General features: G+C 52.8%; 12 protein-coding genes. All 12 read right to left on the reverse strand.

Going from position 1 to position 15,552, the window contains the following annotated elements; all coding sequences use genetic code 11:
- Positions 1-100 precede the first annotated feature (100 nt).
- Positions 101-505, reverse strand: a complete 405-nt coding sequence (locus DB48_RS06415) for a VF530 family DNA-binding protein (RefSeq protein ID WP_041509566.1) — start codon at positions 503-505, stop codon at positions 101-103.
- 99 nt (positions 506-604) lie between these two features.
- The gene (locus tag DB48_RS06420) at positions 605-3,019 is read right to left on the reverse strand and encodes a S8 family serine peptidase (protein WP_041509438.1); all 2,415 of its coding nucleotides are present in this window, start codon (positions 3,017-3,019) and stop codon (positions 605-607) included.
- Positions 3,020-3,823: 804 nt separating this feature from the next.
- On the reverse strand, positions 3,824-4,210 hold the full coding sequence (locus DB48_RS06430; RefSeq protein WP_152619107.1) for a rhodanese-like domain-containing protein: 387 nt from the start codon (positions 4,208-4,210) through the stop codon (positions 3,824-3,826).
- Positions 4,211-4,396: 186 nt separating this feature from the next.
- Entirely contained in the window at positions 4,397-4,609 is a 213-nt protein-coding gene (locus DB48_RS06435; protein ID WP_033537722.1) for a YgaP family membrane protein, read from the reverse strand.
- Between the two features lie 11 nt (positions 4,610-4,620).
- The gene (locus DB48_RS06440) at positions 4,621-7,875 is read right to left on the reverse strand and encodes an efflux RND transporter permease subunit (RefSeq protein ID WP_052813675.1); all 3,255 of its coding nucleotides are present in this window, start codon (positions 7,873-7,875) and stop codon (positions 4,621-4,623) included.
- A gap of 30 nt (positions 7,876-7,905) precedes the next feature.
- Positions 7,906-8,922 carry an efflux RND transporter periplasmic adaptor subunit gene (locus tag DB48_RS06445; RefSeq protein WP_041509440.1) on the reverse strand — a complete coding sequence of 339 codons (1,017 nt, stop codon included), beginning with the start codon at positions 8,920-8,922 and terminating at the stop codon, positions 7,906-7,908.
- Positions 8,923-9,036: 114 nt separating this feature from the next.
- On the reverse strand, positions 9,037-9,747 hold the full coding sequence (locus tag DB48_RS06450) for an SIMPL domain-containing protein (RefSeq protein WP_041509441.1): 711 nt from the start codon (positions 9,745-9,747) through the stop codon (positions 9,037-9,039).
- Between the two features lie 436 nt (positions 9,748-10,183).
- On the reverse strand, positions 10,184-10,570 hold the full coding sequence (locus DB48_RS06455; RefSeq protein ID WP_041509442.1) for a VOC family protein: 387 nt from the start codon (positions 10,568-10,570) through the stop codon (positions 10,184-10,186).
- A 105-nt stretch (positions 10,571-10,675) separates the two neighbouring features.
- Entirely contained in the window at positions 10,676-11,995 is a 1,320-nt protein-coding gene (locus DB48_RS06460) for an OmpP1/FadL family transporter (protein WP_041509443.1), read from the reverse strand.
- Positions 11,996-12,406: 411 nt separating this feature from the next.
- The gene (gene putP / locus DB48_RS06465) at positions 12,407-13,858 is read right to left on the reverse strand and encodes a sodium/proline symporter PutP (RefSeq protein ID WP_041509444.1); all 1,452 of its coding nucleotides are present in this window, start codon (positions 13,856-13,858) and stop codon (positions 12,407-12,409) included.
- Positions 13,859-14,211: 353 nt separating this feature from the next.
- Positions 14,212-14,916: a DUF3379 domain-containing protein gene (locus DB48_RS06470; RefSeq protein ID WP_041509445.1), complete on the reverse strand. Its 705-nt coding sequence runs from the start codon at positions 14,914-14,916 to the stop codon at positions 14,212-14,214.
- Positions 14,909-15,472: a sigma-70 family RNA polymerase sigma factor gene (locus tag DB48_RS06475; RefSeq protein ID WP_041509446.1), complete on the reverse strand. Its 564-nt coding sequence runs from the start codon at positions 15,470-15,472 to the stop codon at positions 14,909-14,911. Before DB48_RS06475 ends, DB48_RS06470 begins: the two co-directional genes overlap by 8 nt.
- Positions 15,473-15,552: the final 80 nt, after the last annotated feature.

The following is a 15,552-nucleotide window of genomic DNA, read 5'->3' on the forward strand; positions in this document are numbered from 1 at the left end:
TACGCTGATAGGATTCACTTTTTCGGTGAAATTCGCTGGCTTCGACTGTGACTTATCGTCAGGCTTATACTCTGACCTCTGCTCAGGCTTCTTTTCTGGCTTAGTCCTGGCCTTTTCCCCAAATGTGTTGATTCACGCCCGTTGAACTCTCATCTTCAGCCTTGTCTTTCGTGGGCTGCTCTTTTGTGGGTTGATGGTTTGTTGGTCTCGATCTGCCGGAATCCTGGGTACCGCTAGCTCGTGGTGTCTCGGTATTGCGACCTGCGTCACCGCGAAGGTGCTGCGGAATAGGCTCGCCAATCATCTTGAGATAGAGGCGCTCGACCTTTTCTCTGGCCCATTGGGTCTTGCGTAAAAACTTGAGACTGGACTTGATGGAAGGGTCGTGATTAAAGCAGCGTATGTCGATGCGTCTACCCAGCTCTTCCCAGCCGTAGTGGTCGACAAGGTCGGTGAGTAAGGCTTCGAGTTTGATGCCGTGTAATGGATTATTCGCCTGGGTCATGGTGATGAATGAGTAAAAAATTTGTCTCATTATATCAGCTTATTCATGGCGTTTTCGATAAAAAAGGGGACCCTGAGGTCCCCTGTTTATTTTATGCCTTTACTGGAAGCTAAGCTGCCATGCATCGATAGTACCTGTGTCGCGACGGGCGCTATCTACGGCTTTCAGCGTCCAGGTGCCGGCCGATTCAACGCCAGACATGTCGACTGTGTAGCTCTTGATGATGTTGTCTGCGCTGCCGCCACTGTTGTCATGTAGCACGGCTACCTGACCGCTTGGGCTGTGCAGTTCAACCTGCAAGTCGCCGATATAGGTGTGGGTAATGTTTACCGTTACTGTGACTGTGCCTGAGTCGCCGCTGCGAGTGACATCGATTGGGCTGCTGATACCAGCAGAGCTGTTGTCAGGGATCGCATAGCTGGTGTTGTTGGTGTAGGTGGCTGCGCCGCCAGTGTTGCCGCCAGAGCTCTGCTCTGTGTAGCTAGCTGTCAGGCTGACACCGCTAAAGTCGCTGTAACCTTGCACCATCACATAGTAAGTGCCTGCCTGCGGTGTGCTCACTGGGCAAGATTCGCTGTTGCCACCTTTCCAAGGACGACAGTCGTAGCTGCTCAGGGTAGGGGCCGCGCCGTACTGCATGTAAAGGTCAGCATCGCCGGTACCGCCGCTCATGGCAAAGTTCAGATCGCTGGCACCTGCTGGTACTTCGATTGAGAAGTGTAGCTCGTCGCCTTTCACGCCGGTGAGGTTGGTCTTAGCCACGCCATTTCCCAGCACGTTGCTACCGTTTCCGCCCGTACCCGGATCGGTTGGGCCGTTACAAGAAGCATCTAGGTACTCTTTGGCTGCAACCGCGTTAACCAGACCATAACCCGTCTTGTCGTCGCGACCCGCTACATCCAGATCTTCAGCGGTTGCGGTCAGCGCAGCACGCACTTGGGCGGCGCTACACTCTGGGTGGTAGCTCCATACCAGTGTTGCAACACCCGATACGTGTGGCGTCGCCATAGAGGTACCATTGTAGTACTCGTAATCTTCACCACTAGTGTTAGCCACAGTGACATTGGTGCCTAGGTGAGCACGCAGTGCCTGACCAGTGGCGCGATCGACAGAAACAGAAACCATTGGGGCTTCGTTGTTGGTGTCAACCAGGAAGGGGTTTTGCAGACCTGGCAGTGTCGTGTTACTGAACACGATGGCCGCCTGGGCGCCGGCATTGTTACAAGCCTTAACCGCGTCGATCTCTGGGTAGCTGGCGCCTTGGTTGCCAACACGCTCAACCAGACAAACCTTACCTGTCATGTCGCCACAGTTAAATACACCGCCCGATACGCTACACTCGGCCAGCTCGGCGGTGACAGAACCTGCGATAGGTGTACCGACATAGTTGCCGCTGCTGTCTTTCACATAGCGGTTATGGGGAACCACACCATTGTCGAAGTATGACTGACCACCTGCGGTGATATTTGCCAGACGACCCTCGCCACGTGTGACGGTTGAAAGAATCGCTTCACCTGGACCTGAGATCTCAACCTGGTTGGTGTACTGAGAGAAGGCGGCGTGATCTTTGTTGTTGTCTACCGCGGCAACAGACATTACGGCGTCATATGATGCTGGGTAGCTATGAGTGTTGTTACCATCGTTACCGGCAGCGGCGATCAGTAGCACGCCGTTGTTGGCGTGAGCCGCGAGTGCGTTGCGCTCAGTCGTGGTTGACTGAGAACCACCCAGACTCATGGTGACGACATTGGCACCGTTATTGACACAGGTGTCAACCGCAGAAACCAGTGAAGACGAGTAACCCCAACCGTCAGAGTTAAATACTTTTACCACGTGGATGTTGGCGTTTTGGTTTGGCATCACACCGACAACACCGTCGTTGTTGGCGATAGCGGCAATGGTGCCGGCTACGTGAGTACCGTGCGCGTTGTGGGCGCCTGGCTCATACCAGTTGCCTGTGCCCGAGTTGTTGGTACCCGTGACATTGTTGCCGCTTAGCTCGCTGTGGCTGCGATCGTAACCTGAGTCGATGATACAGATGGTGCGGTTGCCGGCCATGCTGTCGCTTAGGCTGGTGGCGCCTACGAAGGTTTGACCCCAAGGCGTCGTTTCACTCAGCAGACGGCGCGGCATATCTTCTTCAACATAGTCGATGTCGGCGCGCAATTTCAGGGCCTTAACGCCCTTGCTATCGAGCTGAGCCGAGTATGCGTTTGAGCGACCGATGCGCTTCATCTGCTTGGCCTTCACGCTGTTCAGTGCTCTGTGCTGAGAGAAGACTTCGTTGGCTCTAGGCTGATAATCATTCAGGCTGTTGGCATCGGCTTGTGCGGCGGCCTGGGCATTCTTAAACTTGACGATATAGCGCTTAGGCAGGGGAGATGCTTGATTGATACGGGCATTATCCGCCTGAAGGTGGAGTCCTTTCGAAGGCGCCGCATTGACGTTTGCTGCGATTGCCAAGGCAAGCGCAGACAAAGACATAGCGACCGCAGTTGTCTTTTTAACTGTCATATTGTCTTCCATTTTAAAAGTTAGAATTAATAATTATTATTAGAGTGCATAGCAGCATGACTGCCATTATATGCGTTACTCGACAGTGAATTTATCTGCTGCAGAAACATTTGTAAACAAGCTGTTAATTCGCGATGCGGGCCAAACACCATAATGGTAGAGAGCATTTTTATGCGGAAAATATTCAATGAATACGATTGTTTCGTCGGTGAGATAGTGTGTTTTTGAGTATTTATTCGAATTTTTGGCGTATTTATTTTGTAACTATGAGGGATGCTTGCCTGCGACGGGAAATTGACCTTAATTTATAAATCATTGTAATTATTGCTTAATTTATATTCCATAATCGTAATAACATATAGCTAATGGTTATATGCTGTTTCAATTGTTACATTTGCCCCGATACTTTGGCTGAACCTTGCCTGCATATTGGTTGCACATTGGCCGCATAGTTAGTTTCACATTGACCGCATATTGAGTTTCACATTGACCGCATATTGAGTGAGCACCGAGTGGCCCATGAGTTTATGTATCGGTTGGCTACTTGCCGGCGAGATAGGCTAACGAATGAATAGTGACGTTATTGGGGGCCGTGTGCTGCTCCGCCCTTGGCTAACTTGCTTCGATGCGTCAGGCCCTAGGCGGCTAATAAATAGAAAGCATGAAATAGCTAAGGTTGAAACAGCTAAGGTTGAAACAGCTAAGGTTGAAATAAGAAGGGCAGAAATAACAAAGGTTGAAATAAGAAGGGCTGAAATAAAAAAGGCACCCAGAGGCGCCTTTGTTTGAAAGCGGAACTTATCTTTACTGCTTATTAGCCAGGCTCTGATAGCCGCCGCCATTATAGGTGTTGCTATAGCCGAGTTTTATCAGGCTTTCCTGAGCGATACCACTGCGACGTCCGCTGCGGCAATAGAGCACCACAGACTGATCTTTGGCTATGTTGCGTTTGGTAAACTCTTCGGCAATGTTTTCAAAGGGAATGTTAATCGCGTTTTCCAGGTGTCCCTCGGCAAACTCCTCAGGGGTTCTGACATCGACGACCATGGCCCCTTGCTGTATATGCTCCCAAGCAACCTTAGGGTTCTTCTCTTCGCCATAGCTTGGCGCAGATATGCCCATGATAGCGATAAACAGCAGCGCCATCAGGCTGATAAAAGACTTGGGTAGCATCTTATTGGCTTGTCTCACGTTGGCTCCTTGTGACTTGTGAGTGGTTCCAATCCTAGTCAATAACTGCTCATGTTAGCTTGTTAAAACGCTCGATAAGGGCATTATAATTTTTGATTGTAAAATAACTACTTATCTAAAATTATAGCCTGGCTATCAAGCGTTTCTCTTAGGTTGTTTCTGAGCACTTACTTACCGTGATTGGTATTATTTCATGCGAGCCAATTCCGCTTCTGTCTTGATCCCCATCTTCTTCATCAACATGGCGGCCGGGCAGAAGCCGGTAAAGGCACTTTGAAATAGATTAGCGCCTACAAAAGCCGTTAGCCAGATAAAATTGGGATGGACAAAGGCCGTGAGCAGTAAAGACAACATGACCATAAAGCCTGCAAAGGCGAAAATACTACGTTCGACAGACATACAGTATCTCCTTAAGATTGCGGATTGACCGCGGCAAAGTATTCGGGGCGGTGACGCATCACGGCGTAATAGAGCACGGGGATCACCACCAGGGTTAATAGGGTCGATACCAAGATGCCGAAAATCAGGCTGATGGCCAGCCCGTTAAAGATCGGATCATCCAAGATGAACAGGGCGCCAATCATGGCGGCCAGTCCCGTGAGCATGATGGGCTTGGCCCTGACGGCGCCAGAATGGATTACCGCCTGCTCGAAGGGCACGCCCGCCGCGGTTTCCTGGTTAATAAAGTCCACCAATAGGATGGAGTTACGCACGATAATCCCGGCCAGGGCGATCATGCCGATCATTGAGGTGGCGGTAAATTGTGCGCCCAGCAGGGCATGACCCGGCATTACCCCTATGATGGTGAGCGGAATAGGCGCCATGATGATCAGCGGCACGCTGTAGGAGCGGAACTGACCCACCACCAAGAGGTAGATGGCGATCATGCCCACGCCATAGGCGATGCCCATGTCTCTGAAGGTTTCATAGGTGATCTTCCACTCGCCATCCCAGAGCACGGCAATGCTGTCCAGCCCGCTAGGTTGGTTGACATAATGCTGATCGAAGCCTAGGCCGCCATCTTGATTGATGCTGCCGGCAATTTCGAACATGCCATAGAGGGGGCTGTCCAGCGGCCCTGCCATGTCGGCCACCACCATGATCATAGGGATCATGTTCTTGCGTATGATGGGGGCATCTATGGCTTGCTTACGTATGGTTATCAGCTCAGAGACGGGAACCGAGGTGCCCGATGCCGTGGTGAGTTTGAGGTTTAGCACCTGCTCGAGATCCACCTTGGCGCCTTCCTCCAGCTGCAGCTTGATGGGTACCGGGGTCTTCTGATTGGGTTTGTGCAAGTAGCTTACCGCCTTGCCGCCCACCGAGGTGGCCACCAGATCGACGATATTGCTGTAGGGCACGCCCATCAGGCTGGCCTTGGCACGGTCAATATTCACCTGCCATTTTTGCTGGGCGGCCGGTAGATAGATGTCGATATCCACCACATCCTGGGTGTCATGAAATAGCTGTTGCAGCGCCTTGGCGGCAGTTTCTCGCATCTCGGCGTTAGGGCCATAGACCTCGGCCAGGATAGGTGACCATACTGGCGGCCCTGGGGGCACTTCGACTACCTTGACGTTGGCATGATATTGCTTGGCGGTAGCTTGCAGTGCGCGGCGCACCTCAGATGCTATGCTGTGGCTGTCTCTGTTTCGCTCGCCTTTGTCGACCAGATTAACCTGAATATCGCCCAGCTCCTGGCTCTGTCTGAGGAAGTAGTGGCGCACCAGGCCGTTGAAGTTCATTGGCGCGGCGGTGCCGGCGTAGAGCTGGTAGTTCTCCACCTCTTCGACCTTATCCAGCTCCTGTGCCAGCGCCTTGAGGACGCGCTGTGTCTGCTCAACTGGTGTGCCTTCTGGCATATCCAGCATCACCTGAAATTCTGATTTGTTGTCAAAAGGCAGCATCTTGAGCACGACCAGCTGTCCCACGGGCAGGGAGATGGCAATCATGATCATTAATGCGATAGCGGCGCCCAGGCCAATTCTGGCCTTACCGGCCTGCTTACCTCTGACGAAAGGCGAGATCAGGCGGGTAAAGAGCCTGAGCATGCGATCGTCTACATCCTGCTCGCCATCACTGCCTTGATGCTGGTGGCCCTTGAGCAGCTTAGTGGCCAACCAAGGGGTGACGATGAAGGCGATAGCCAGTGAGATCAGCATCCCCATGCTGGCGTTGATAGGGATCGGGCTCATATAAGGGCCCATGAGGCCTGATACGAACGCCATCGGCATCAGTGCGGCGATCACGGTAAAGGTGGCCAAGATGGTCGGGCCGCCCACCTCATCGACGGCGACGGGGATCAGCTCGACGAAGGAGCGTTTGCCTAGCGCCATGTGCCTATGGATATTCTCTACCACCACTATGGCGTCATCCACCAGAATGCCGATAGAGAAAATCAAGGCAAACAGCGAGATACGGTTAAGGGTAAAGCCCCAGGCCCAAGAGGCAAACAGTGTGATCGCCAGGGTAATGATGATGGCGATGCCCACCACCACAGATTCGCGTAGCCCCATGGTGAGGAAGACCAGAATCACCACGGCCGAGGTGGCAAACACCAGCTTGAGGATCAGGGTATTGGCCTTGTCGCCAGCCGTCTTACCATAGTTACGCGATACCGTGATGTTCACATCATCGGGCACTAGGATGTTGTCTATCTTATCCAGGCGCTCGAGGATCACATTGGCGATATCCACGGCATTTTCGCCCGGCTGCTTACCGATGGCGATGGTGACCGCTGGATAGATAGCCGACTTGTCGCCGTGCCAGGCGTGCTGGGTCGGTATGTCGCTGTTAAGGCTTATCTTGGCGATATCGCCCAGGTAAACCGGGGCGCTTTGGCCCGACTCGTCCTGATAGACGGCGACGACCAGCTGCTCAACCTCCTGCCTGGACTTTAAAAACTGCCCCGTCTGGACCTTGATCTCCTGATTGTCTTGCACCAGAGATACGGGCATGGAGACATGGTTATTGCTCGACAGGCTGCGGTTAATATCGTCATAGGTGAGGCCGTAGAAGCTCATCTTGGCGGGATCGATACGCACGTTGAGGCTGATCTCATGGCTCCCCACGCTGTAGATCTCTCGGGTACCAGGGATGCGTTTCAGCTCGCTCTCCAGCCCCTTGGCGATGTGAGTCAGCTGCTCGGCGGATTGTGCCTTGTCTTTCGACCAGAGGGTCAGGCTGACAATGGGCACATCATCGATGCCGCGGGGTTTGATCTGTGGTTCACCCACGCCCGCATGGCTGGCGACCTTGTCTTTATTGGAGTAGACCTGATTGTAAAGTTTGACTATGGCCTCGTTGCGGGGAATCCCCACCTCGAAGATGGCGATGATCAGCGCGCCGTCCGGCTGCGAGAAGGAGTAGAGGGTATCTATGCCCTTAATTTGCGAGATCACCTCTTCCATGGGTTGAGTCACCAGATGCTCGACCTCGCCGGGTGTGGCGCCAGGGAAGGGGATATAGATGTCGGCGAAGGTCACATCTATCTGTGGCTCCTCCTCCTTGGGGGTCACCATGACGGCGAACAGGCCAAGCAGCAGGCCAAGCAGTGCCAGCAGTGGCGTGATGGCGCTTAGCTGGAACATGGCCGCCAGACGCCCGGAAAATCCCAGACGTTTTTGGCTGTGGTGATTATCTTGGTGTCGTTCTTGCTGATTCATATCTATACGGCTCCTATTCGATCACCAGATCTAGTGTTTCAACTTCAGCAGCACTTGGTAGGCATCGACAGCTATGGTGTCGCCGTCGCTTAGCCCGGATAGCACCTCGAAATTATCGCCCTGCTTGTTACCCAGACGCACCTGGTTGAGCATGAACTGGTCGTTCTGCAGCAGATAAACGGCGCTGAGTTCGTTGTTATAGATCACCGCAGACTCAGGGATGGTCAGGGTATTCCTGTTGCCTGCGTTAAAGCTGGCCTTGACCCACATGCCTGGCATCAGGTTGGGCTCCTGGGGCGGCAGGTTGATGCGGGTCTTATAGCTGTGGCTTTGGGCGTCGGCAAAGGAGAAGATGGTCAGGGCGTCCGATTCGAGTTCCTTGCCGTTAGGTAGCACTAGCTTCATCTTGGGGTTGGCGCGCAGCGCATCTATGTAACGCAGCGGCACATGGGTGACGGCGCGCATATGCTCGGTGGCAAAGCCGCTCAGCAGTGGCTGGCCCGGCGATACGGTTTCGCCCACCTCAACGTGGCGTTTGGTCACCACACCGGCAAAGGGCGCGCTGACCGTGGTGTACTGCAAAGACTCGTTCGCCTGAATGATTCTGGCTCTGGCGGCGCTGACGGCTTGGGCTGCGGCGCGGGCGTTGGCGATGGCCTGATCCATGTCACCCTGGGAGATAGCGCCTTGGGGGAATAGCTGCTCGTAACGTTTGCGCTGTTTCTGCGCCTCTTCGTTTTGGGCCTGGGCGCGGGCAAAGTCGGCCTCGGCGGCGGCTAGCTCGGCGCCCTGGGCCTTGCTGGTGATCTCCAGCAATGAGGCGCCTTGGGGCACTATGTCGTTGACATCATAGTTAATCTTGATGATACGGCCTGAGGTCTGCGCCGACACAGTAGCCGATTTTACCGCCTCGAGCTGTGCATCTAAGGTGACCCACTGGGGCTGAGATTGTTTGGCCAGAGTCATAGTCGGCAGTTCGCTGGCAGCCGATACTAGGCTGACGAGCGACAGCAGAATGCCGATGGAAAACGTGTGTTGTACTTGCATGGAAGATCACCTCTTAAAACTTCATAAGAAAATTCTAATGGACTTTTTAAGCTTGTGCAATCTTTTATTAGAAAAATACGATTGAAGGGGCGAAGATGCCTTGCCCCTTTAAAACTAATCGTTTAAGTAGTAGGTCAGGGTCGAAACCACCCGGACTTTCTTGATGCTCGGTGTATTGCTGTCGCGATTGCTAATCGTAAATTGCCCCTGAGACGCCTGCTTTATCTTGCCAAGCTGTGATGCCGAGTCTTTGGCAAACTTCTCGGCGGTCTGGCGGGCGTTTTCGGTTGCCGTCTGCACCATCTGTGGCTTGAGCTCGTTCAGGCCGGTAAAGAGAAACTCGGTACGGCCGTTGTAATCCTGATTGGAGATGGCGATCCCTTCCTTGGTCAGCTCGATGAGGTTGCGTTGGGTGCCCAGCAGCAGGTCTACCCGCTTGGTATAGAGGGATACCGTGACCTGAGCGGCATAGCGATATTTAACATTGGGGTCGACGTAACCCTGGGCCTGTCTGTCTTCGATGGAGGGGAGGGAACTTGAGATCTCATCTGAGGTAAAGCCCTGTTTACTCAGGAAGGCGATCACCTTATCCGTCTTGCTCTGCACCTCTTGATAGAGGGTATTGAGATCATTATCTACCTGAGTGAAACGGATAGGCCAGATGGCGGTGTCGGCCTTGACTTCGACTTCGGCAAGTCCCTTGACCGTGACGGTTCTTTCCATGGCGCGCATCTTGATGATGCTGTCGCCAAGGCTGGTGCCTAATAGGTAGAGACCGGCGCAGATAAAGCCGCCTAAGAGAATACTCGCCAGTGATTTTTGCATGAGTCAGCGTCCGAATTGCTATGAGGTAAATCCAGCATATGCTTGTTTCGTTTAGTTTTCCAGCGTCTTAGGAGTTATACCAATCGTAATAAATATTGATCATGCTAGCTTACCTCAACTCCGGATAATCTAAGTCTCTCAGAACGGCTCTTTTAGCGCCTAACGTCGTTAAAATCAACGTAATAGACCGGCTATTGTCTTATGATTTTGCCTCGTTTTGCTTCTAAAATGGCCGCACTGAGTCATGAGATAATATTGCTATTATGCAAATCAAAGAATGATAGCCTTTCTTATCCAGAGTTCAGGTTAGCTTGTTAAAACGCTCGATAACTGTATTGGTATTTTTAATTGTAGAATAACGACTCTAAAAACCCTGCCTTGTTCTCAAGGTTTTTTCCTGGGCCATTTCCTTATCACATACTTAATGTGACTGGTATTAGGTTTGGTTACTGGGTTGCCAGAGTTCTACCTTGTTGCCATCTGGGTCAATAAACCAGCCGAAACGGCCAAATTCAGAGTCTTCGGTTTCCGCAATTAATTGGGCGCCACCCTGGGCCACCTGGGAGAGGGCTTCGTTGAGATCGTCAACGATCAGGTTAAACATAAACTCTTTGGTTGAGGGATGGAGATAATCCGTGTCTCTGCCCATGGGGGTCCAGACGCTGTAGCCGGTGGCCGCCATCGGCATCAGGTTGTTGAGGTAGAAGGCCGCGCCGCCCCAGTTCTCTACTGGCACCTGTAGGTAGGTCTTGTACCACTCGGCGAGCCGTTTGGGATCGTCACTCTTGAAAAATATGCCGCCTAGGCCAATTACTTTTGCCATCGTCAATCTGTTGTCATGGGAGCCTTGTACTAACTGTAGAAAAGTTTTCCCATAACTACAAAAAAGCCGCAGTAGACTGCGGCTTTTTGGGTATTGGTCAACAAGTTAGAACTTGTAGTTGTACTGCATAGAGTAGTAGGTGGCGTTCGAGCGCGTGGTGGCGTGAACCATGCGGGTATCTGGACCGATTGGCAGGCCGCCCGTGATGGCGCTGTGCTCGATTAGGTCCACATCTTCACCGCGGATGACGGCGATACCGAAGTCCAGGCTGGCGTGCTTGCCCAGGTTATAGGTCGCACCTGCGGTGAACCACTGACGGTCAGAGTCAGGAATAGAGATAGAGCTGACTTCACCTACAACACCCTGGTCGAACATGTAACCGGCGCGCACTGTCCAGTCCTGGTTGAGGGTATAGGTGCCGCCGATGCTGAACAGCCAAGAGTCGTCCCAGGCGTAAGTTTTCAGGCTAGCTTCAGGTATGGTAGTTGGCATGCCTGGTATAACACCATCGTTGACAGTGATCTCTTTAAAGTCGCCCCAAGTAGTCAGCTGGGCCGTATAGTGCAAGGCAAACTTTTCGGTGAGCTGATGGAAACCCGCTACCTGGAAGATATCCGGCATAGGGATGTTGATCTCATCGAAGGCCACATTGGCACCGGCTGCAGGATTGTACATGTCGATGTCGCCCGTCGCCTTGAAATCAGGGCTGAAGCGGTAGCTCATACCAAATCTGTGATCGGCATTGATCTCATAGACGGCGCCAACGATGCCACCAAATGCCACGCCATCGGCGTCCACATCTACCAGATCTTGTTGTGCTGGGCCAGCTTGAGTCGGTACCAGACCACCTCGGGTCAGGGTGCCTTGACCATAGATCACATCGACACCGGCGCCGACGCTGAAGTGGTCATTAAAGCGGTAAGAGGCGCTCAGGTTAAAGTTAAGTGTGGTGACTTCTGTCTTACCCAAAAGATCCAGCGGCGCAGGCAGGCCGTTGACCAGCTGCTGTGACATAGGCGTGGTGTCTGTACCTGTGCCGAAGTTGCTGAACATGGCAACGCCATAGGCTAACTTGTCGTTTACCGGGCTGACATAATAGAAGTTAGGGATGATCTTGGCTTCTGCCGCATCATCCACATGGCCGTAGTGGATCTGACCCAGCGCAGAATCTATGTAGACATCTTTTACGCTGACTTCGACGTCGGCATAGGTAAGGCCCATAGAGAGCTGCTTCTCGTCAAACAGAGCCATGGCTGCTGGGTTGCGAGACAGCACAGACGCGTTGTCAGCGATCACTGCATCGCCGGCAAATGCACGGCCGACACCTGTGGCTGACTGGCTGTTGAGTTGGAAACCTGCGGCCATCGCCTGTGAGCTAGCGAGTGTGACGGCTACTGCGAGTATTGTCTTGTTGAAACGCTTCATAGTTTATTCTCGTTATTGTCGGCCCGGCAGTATGTTTACGCTTAGCATCGATGAAAAGTCACTTATACCATTCATCTTTTGCATGGCTGGTGGCGGCCGGGTCCATTTTATAATTCCCGTGCATAGTAGGGATGAGGTGTTACCTCAACAACTCCGACCAGATACAACTTTTTGTTGATTTTGTGTTAAATGCTTGGCCGGTTTTGTGCCGAGAAATGGGCGCCTGTTTGAAGAGTGCCTCGATCGAGCTATGTCACGTAGGTTCTGGGTTTGGTTAAGGTTTTGCTAAAGGTTAACGGGATGTGAAATGGCAAATTGTAAGTAAAATTTTTACGGTATAAAAAAAGCGTACACTTGTACGCTTTTTTGATCTTCCGCTCATTTTTACGTCAGCAGAGTGCGAGCCCGGCCTCAAAGTTTCTGGTTAAACTGGTCGAATTGTTCGCGTGTGCTGTTTGCCGGGGCAGAGACTAGGCTAACCAAGACACCGGCAAGGGTGGCGAAGAGGAAACCTGGCAAGATCTCGTACAGATCGAAGATGCCGCCGCTGCTCTGTTTCCATAGCACGACCGTGATGGCGCCAACAAGGATCGTGGCCACGGCGCCGTTGCGGCTATAGTTACGCCAGAAGAGTGACAGAATGACCACTGGGCCAAATGCCGCGCCAAAGCCTGCCCAGGCATAGCTCACCAGACTCAGTACACTACTCTCCGGATTCAAGGCAATGAGGCCAGAGATGACGGCTATGGTCAGCACGCCGATACGACCTATCATCATCAGCTCCTTGCTGCTGGCCTCGGGTCTGAGCCATTTCTTGTAGAAGTCTTCGGTGATCACGCTGGAGCAGACCAGTAGCTGAGAGTCGATGGTGCTCATGATGGCCGAGAGGATCGCCGCAACCAGCAGGCCACCGATCCAAGGGTTGAAGGCGGCATGGGTCAGGTGAATGAAGATGGTCTCGGGGTTGTCGATAGGCTGGTCGGCAAAGTAGAGGCTGCCCGCAAGGCCAGTTGCCAGGGCGCCCATGAGTGCGACTACCATCCAGCTCATGGCGATACGGCGAGATACCTTGAGGTCGTCGGCGCTACCAATAGCCATGAAGCGCGACAGGATATGGGGCTGACCGAAATAGCCAAGTCCCCATGCCAGCAGAGATGCCAGGCCAATCATGGTGGTGTTGTCACTCAGCAGGGATAGCATGGCGGGATCCAGGCTATGAATGCCGTTCTGTGTCTCTGGTTGGCTGAAGATGGTGACTGGCACGATAAGCAGGGCAATCAACATCAGGCAGCCCTGGAAGAAATCGGTCCAGCTCACGGCGAAGAAGCCGCCGACGAAGGTGTAGGCTACGATGATGCCAGAGCCGATAAGCAGGGCCAGGTTGTAGTCCAGGCCGAACACCTTCTCGAACAGTATGGCGCCGCCGACCATGCCAGATGAGGTGTAGAAGGTGAAGAAGACTAAGATGGTGACCGCCGAGACCAGCTTAAGTACTGACTGCTTGTCTTCGAAGCGTTTCTCGAAGAAGTCCGGCAGGGTGAGGGCGTTGTCGGTAAATTGGGTGTAGATCCGCAGGCGTTTGGCCACAAATAGCCAGTTGAGCCAGGCACCGAAAACCAGGCCTATGCCAATCCAGGCTTCGCCTAAGCCGCCGAGATAGACGGCGCCAGGTAGTCCCAGCAGCAGCCAGCCTGACATGTCGGAGGCCCCCACGCTGAGCGCGGTGACGGCCGGTCCCATGGAGCGACCACCTAGAATATAATCGTCGACAGAGTCGGTTGCTTTATATGCCCAAAGGCCAATGCCCATCATGAGGATGAGGTAGCCGAAAAAAGTAATTAATATCGGTAATTCAATATTCATGCTTACGCCATATTGTTCTCATGCCAATGCCCTTGCTGGCCGGGATGTGAGCCCAGGGCCAATGGGGAGTGACATGTCTGTTTTAAGTGAGCCTGCTATGCTAGCAGATGTTTGAGCGCTAGCCCAAATCTGCCTTGAAATGTGATCAAGATCTAGGCTTTATCGGTCGATTAATTGCCAAATAAAGCGGAAATGTTGTGGCTTTGCTGGTCATGTTGAGGTGTTGTAGCGTGTAAGAGTTAGCTTTGGTGAGATGTTAAGAAGCCGACACTAGGCCGGCTCCTTAGATCATCTTGTCTGGCGATTTACTTTACACAGGTTTAGCTTGCGACACAGGCTCAGATTTTAGCCTCTTAGATGAAAGACTCTTTCACTTCGTCTCTGACAAAGTTCAGATCCGTCACATCTTCACCGACCAGGAGCACGTAGGCGTTGTCAGACTTGAAGCCCATTCCCTGGTAGCGATTATCGGCAAAGGCTTCCTCGAGCACCATGCGGTCTTCTAGCGGTACGATAAACAGGGTGACCTTGCCCTGCTTGCCTTGCATCACCAGATGGATACTCTTCACGCCCTGGAAGTCACAGTAGGTACTGTAGAGTACGCGGCCGGGTTGCTCGGTAAAGCGGGCATGATTGAGGCTGGTCAGCGACGCGAGCTGGGTATTGACCTCATCGACGCTGATATTGCGCTCACTCTTCATCGCCATCTCTTCATGATAGACATGGGCCAGGGCGTGCTGTCCCAGATCGACCGGGGCGAGGCGTAGCAGGGTGAAGCTGATCCCGGCGATGAAGGCGATAGAGGCCACCAGTGCCAGGGTAAAACCTGTCTTGCGACGCTCCACCTGATGTTGATGCAGCTGCTGGTTGAGTAGCAGCTTAGCCTCGAGATCCTCTGGCACTTCTACCTTCAGGGCGGCCTCGAGCTTCTTGTCTAGTAGTTTGAGATCGTTAACAAACGCGGTGCGCTCGCTCGACTCGTGCATCGACGCAAGAAATTCGTCGTCTTGACGATTTGGATTTTCATAGGCCTCGCGGCGGAATTTGAGCTCATCCATTGGAGCGCCCCCTGGTTTGCGTGTCATCGAGTATCTCTTTCAGCTGATTTCTGGCGCGAAATAAGCGAGTCATTACGGTATTACGATTCAGATCTAAGATGTCGGCGATCTCTTCACCGCTAAAGCCACCGATCACCTGTAGGATAAGGGGCTCACGGTATTCGGCCTCAAGCTTGGCGATCTGACGCCTGAGCATATGCTGCTCCATGCTCTCTTCGCTGGAGGCGGAGATATGGTCGGCGATATCGGCCTGCTCCACATCCGAGTAGTCGAACTGTTTACGCTCGAAGCGGCGGGCGTTCTCACGCCTCAAAATGGTGATCAGCCAAGCCTTGGCGGCCTTATCGTCTTTTAATGACTCAAGGGAGCGCCAGGCACGTAAAAAGGTTTCCTGGGTGATATCTTCGGCGATATGTTTATCCCCGCACAGCCAAAAGGCGTAGCGGAACAGGTCGCCATGAAGTGCCCTGACAAGGCTATCGTATCGTCGTTGTTTATTCAGCATGTCTCTATTGACCGACTTTTTCGGTTTTTTATTTCGTATCACGCTAAACATTTTTTACTCGCAGCATAGAAAGGAGGTGAGGCGCGTCAATTGTTTCGACTAAGTTACCGCCATTGGCGCGCCTGAGGCAA

Source organism: Shewanella sp. cp20, from assembly GCF_000832025.1.
In the GTDB taxonomy this organism is placed as follows: domain Bacteria; phylum Pseudomonadota; class Gammaproteobacteria; order Enterobacterales; family Shewanellaceae; genus Shewanella.

Bases quoted from the DNA above. Each gene is read 5' to 3' on its own strand.
- DB48_RS06460 (WP_041509443.1), bottom strand. From the start codon at position 11,995: ATGAAGCGTTTCAACAAGACAATACTCGCAGTAGCCGTCACACTCGCT.
- DB48_RS06415 (WP_041509566.1), bottom strand. From the start codon at position 505: ATGACCCAGGCGAATAATCCATTACACGGCATCAAACTCGAAGCCTTA.
- DB48_RS06420 (WP_041509438.1), bottom strand. From the start codon at position 3,019: ATGACAGTTAAAAAGACAACTGCGGTCGCTATGTCTTTGTCTGCGCTT.
- DB48_RS06440 (WP_052813675.1), bottom strand. From the start codon at position 7,875: ATGAATCAGCAAGAACGACACCAAGATAATCACCACAGCCAAAAACGT.
- DB48_RS06445 (WP_041509440.1), bottom strand. From the start codon at position 8,922: ATGCAAGTACAACACACGTTTTCCATCGGCATTCTGCTGTCGCTCGTC.
- DB48_RS06475 (WP_041509446.1), bottom strand. From the start codon at position 15,472: ATGTTTAGCGTGATACGAAATAAAAAACCGAAAAAGTCGGTCAATAGA.
- DB48_RS06435 (WP_033537722.1), bottom strand. From the start codon at position 4,609: ATGTCTGTCGAACGTAGTATTTTCGCCTTTGCAGGCTTTATGGTCATG.
- DB48_RS06470 (WP_041509445.1), bottom strand. From the start codon at position 14,916: ATGGATGAGCTCAAATTCCGCCGCGAGGCCTATGAAAATCCAAATCGT.
- DB48_RS06455 (WP_041509442.1), bottom strand. From the start codon at position 10,570: ATGGCAAAAGTAATTGGCCTAGGCGGCATATTTTTCAAGAGTGACGAT.
- putP (WP_041509444.1), bottom strand. From the start codon at position 13,858: ATGAATATTGAATTACCGATATTAATTACTTTTTTCGGCTACCTCATC.
- DB48_RS06450 (WP_041509441.1), bottom strand. From the start codon at position 9,747: ATGCAAAAATCACTGGCGAGTATTCTCTTAGGCGGCTTTATCTGCGCC.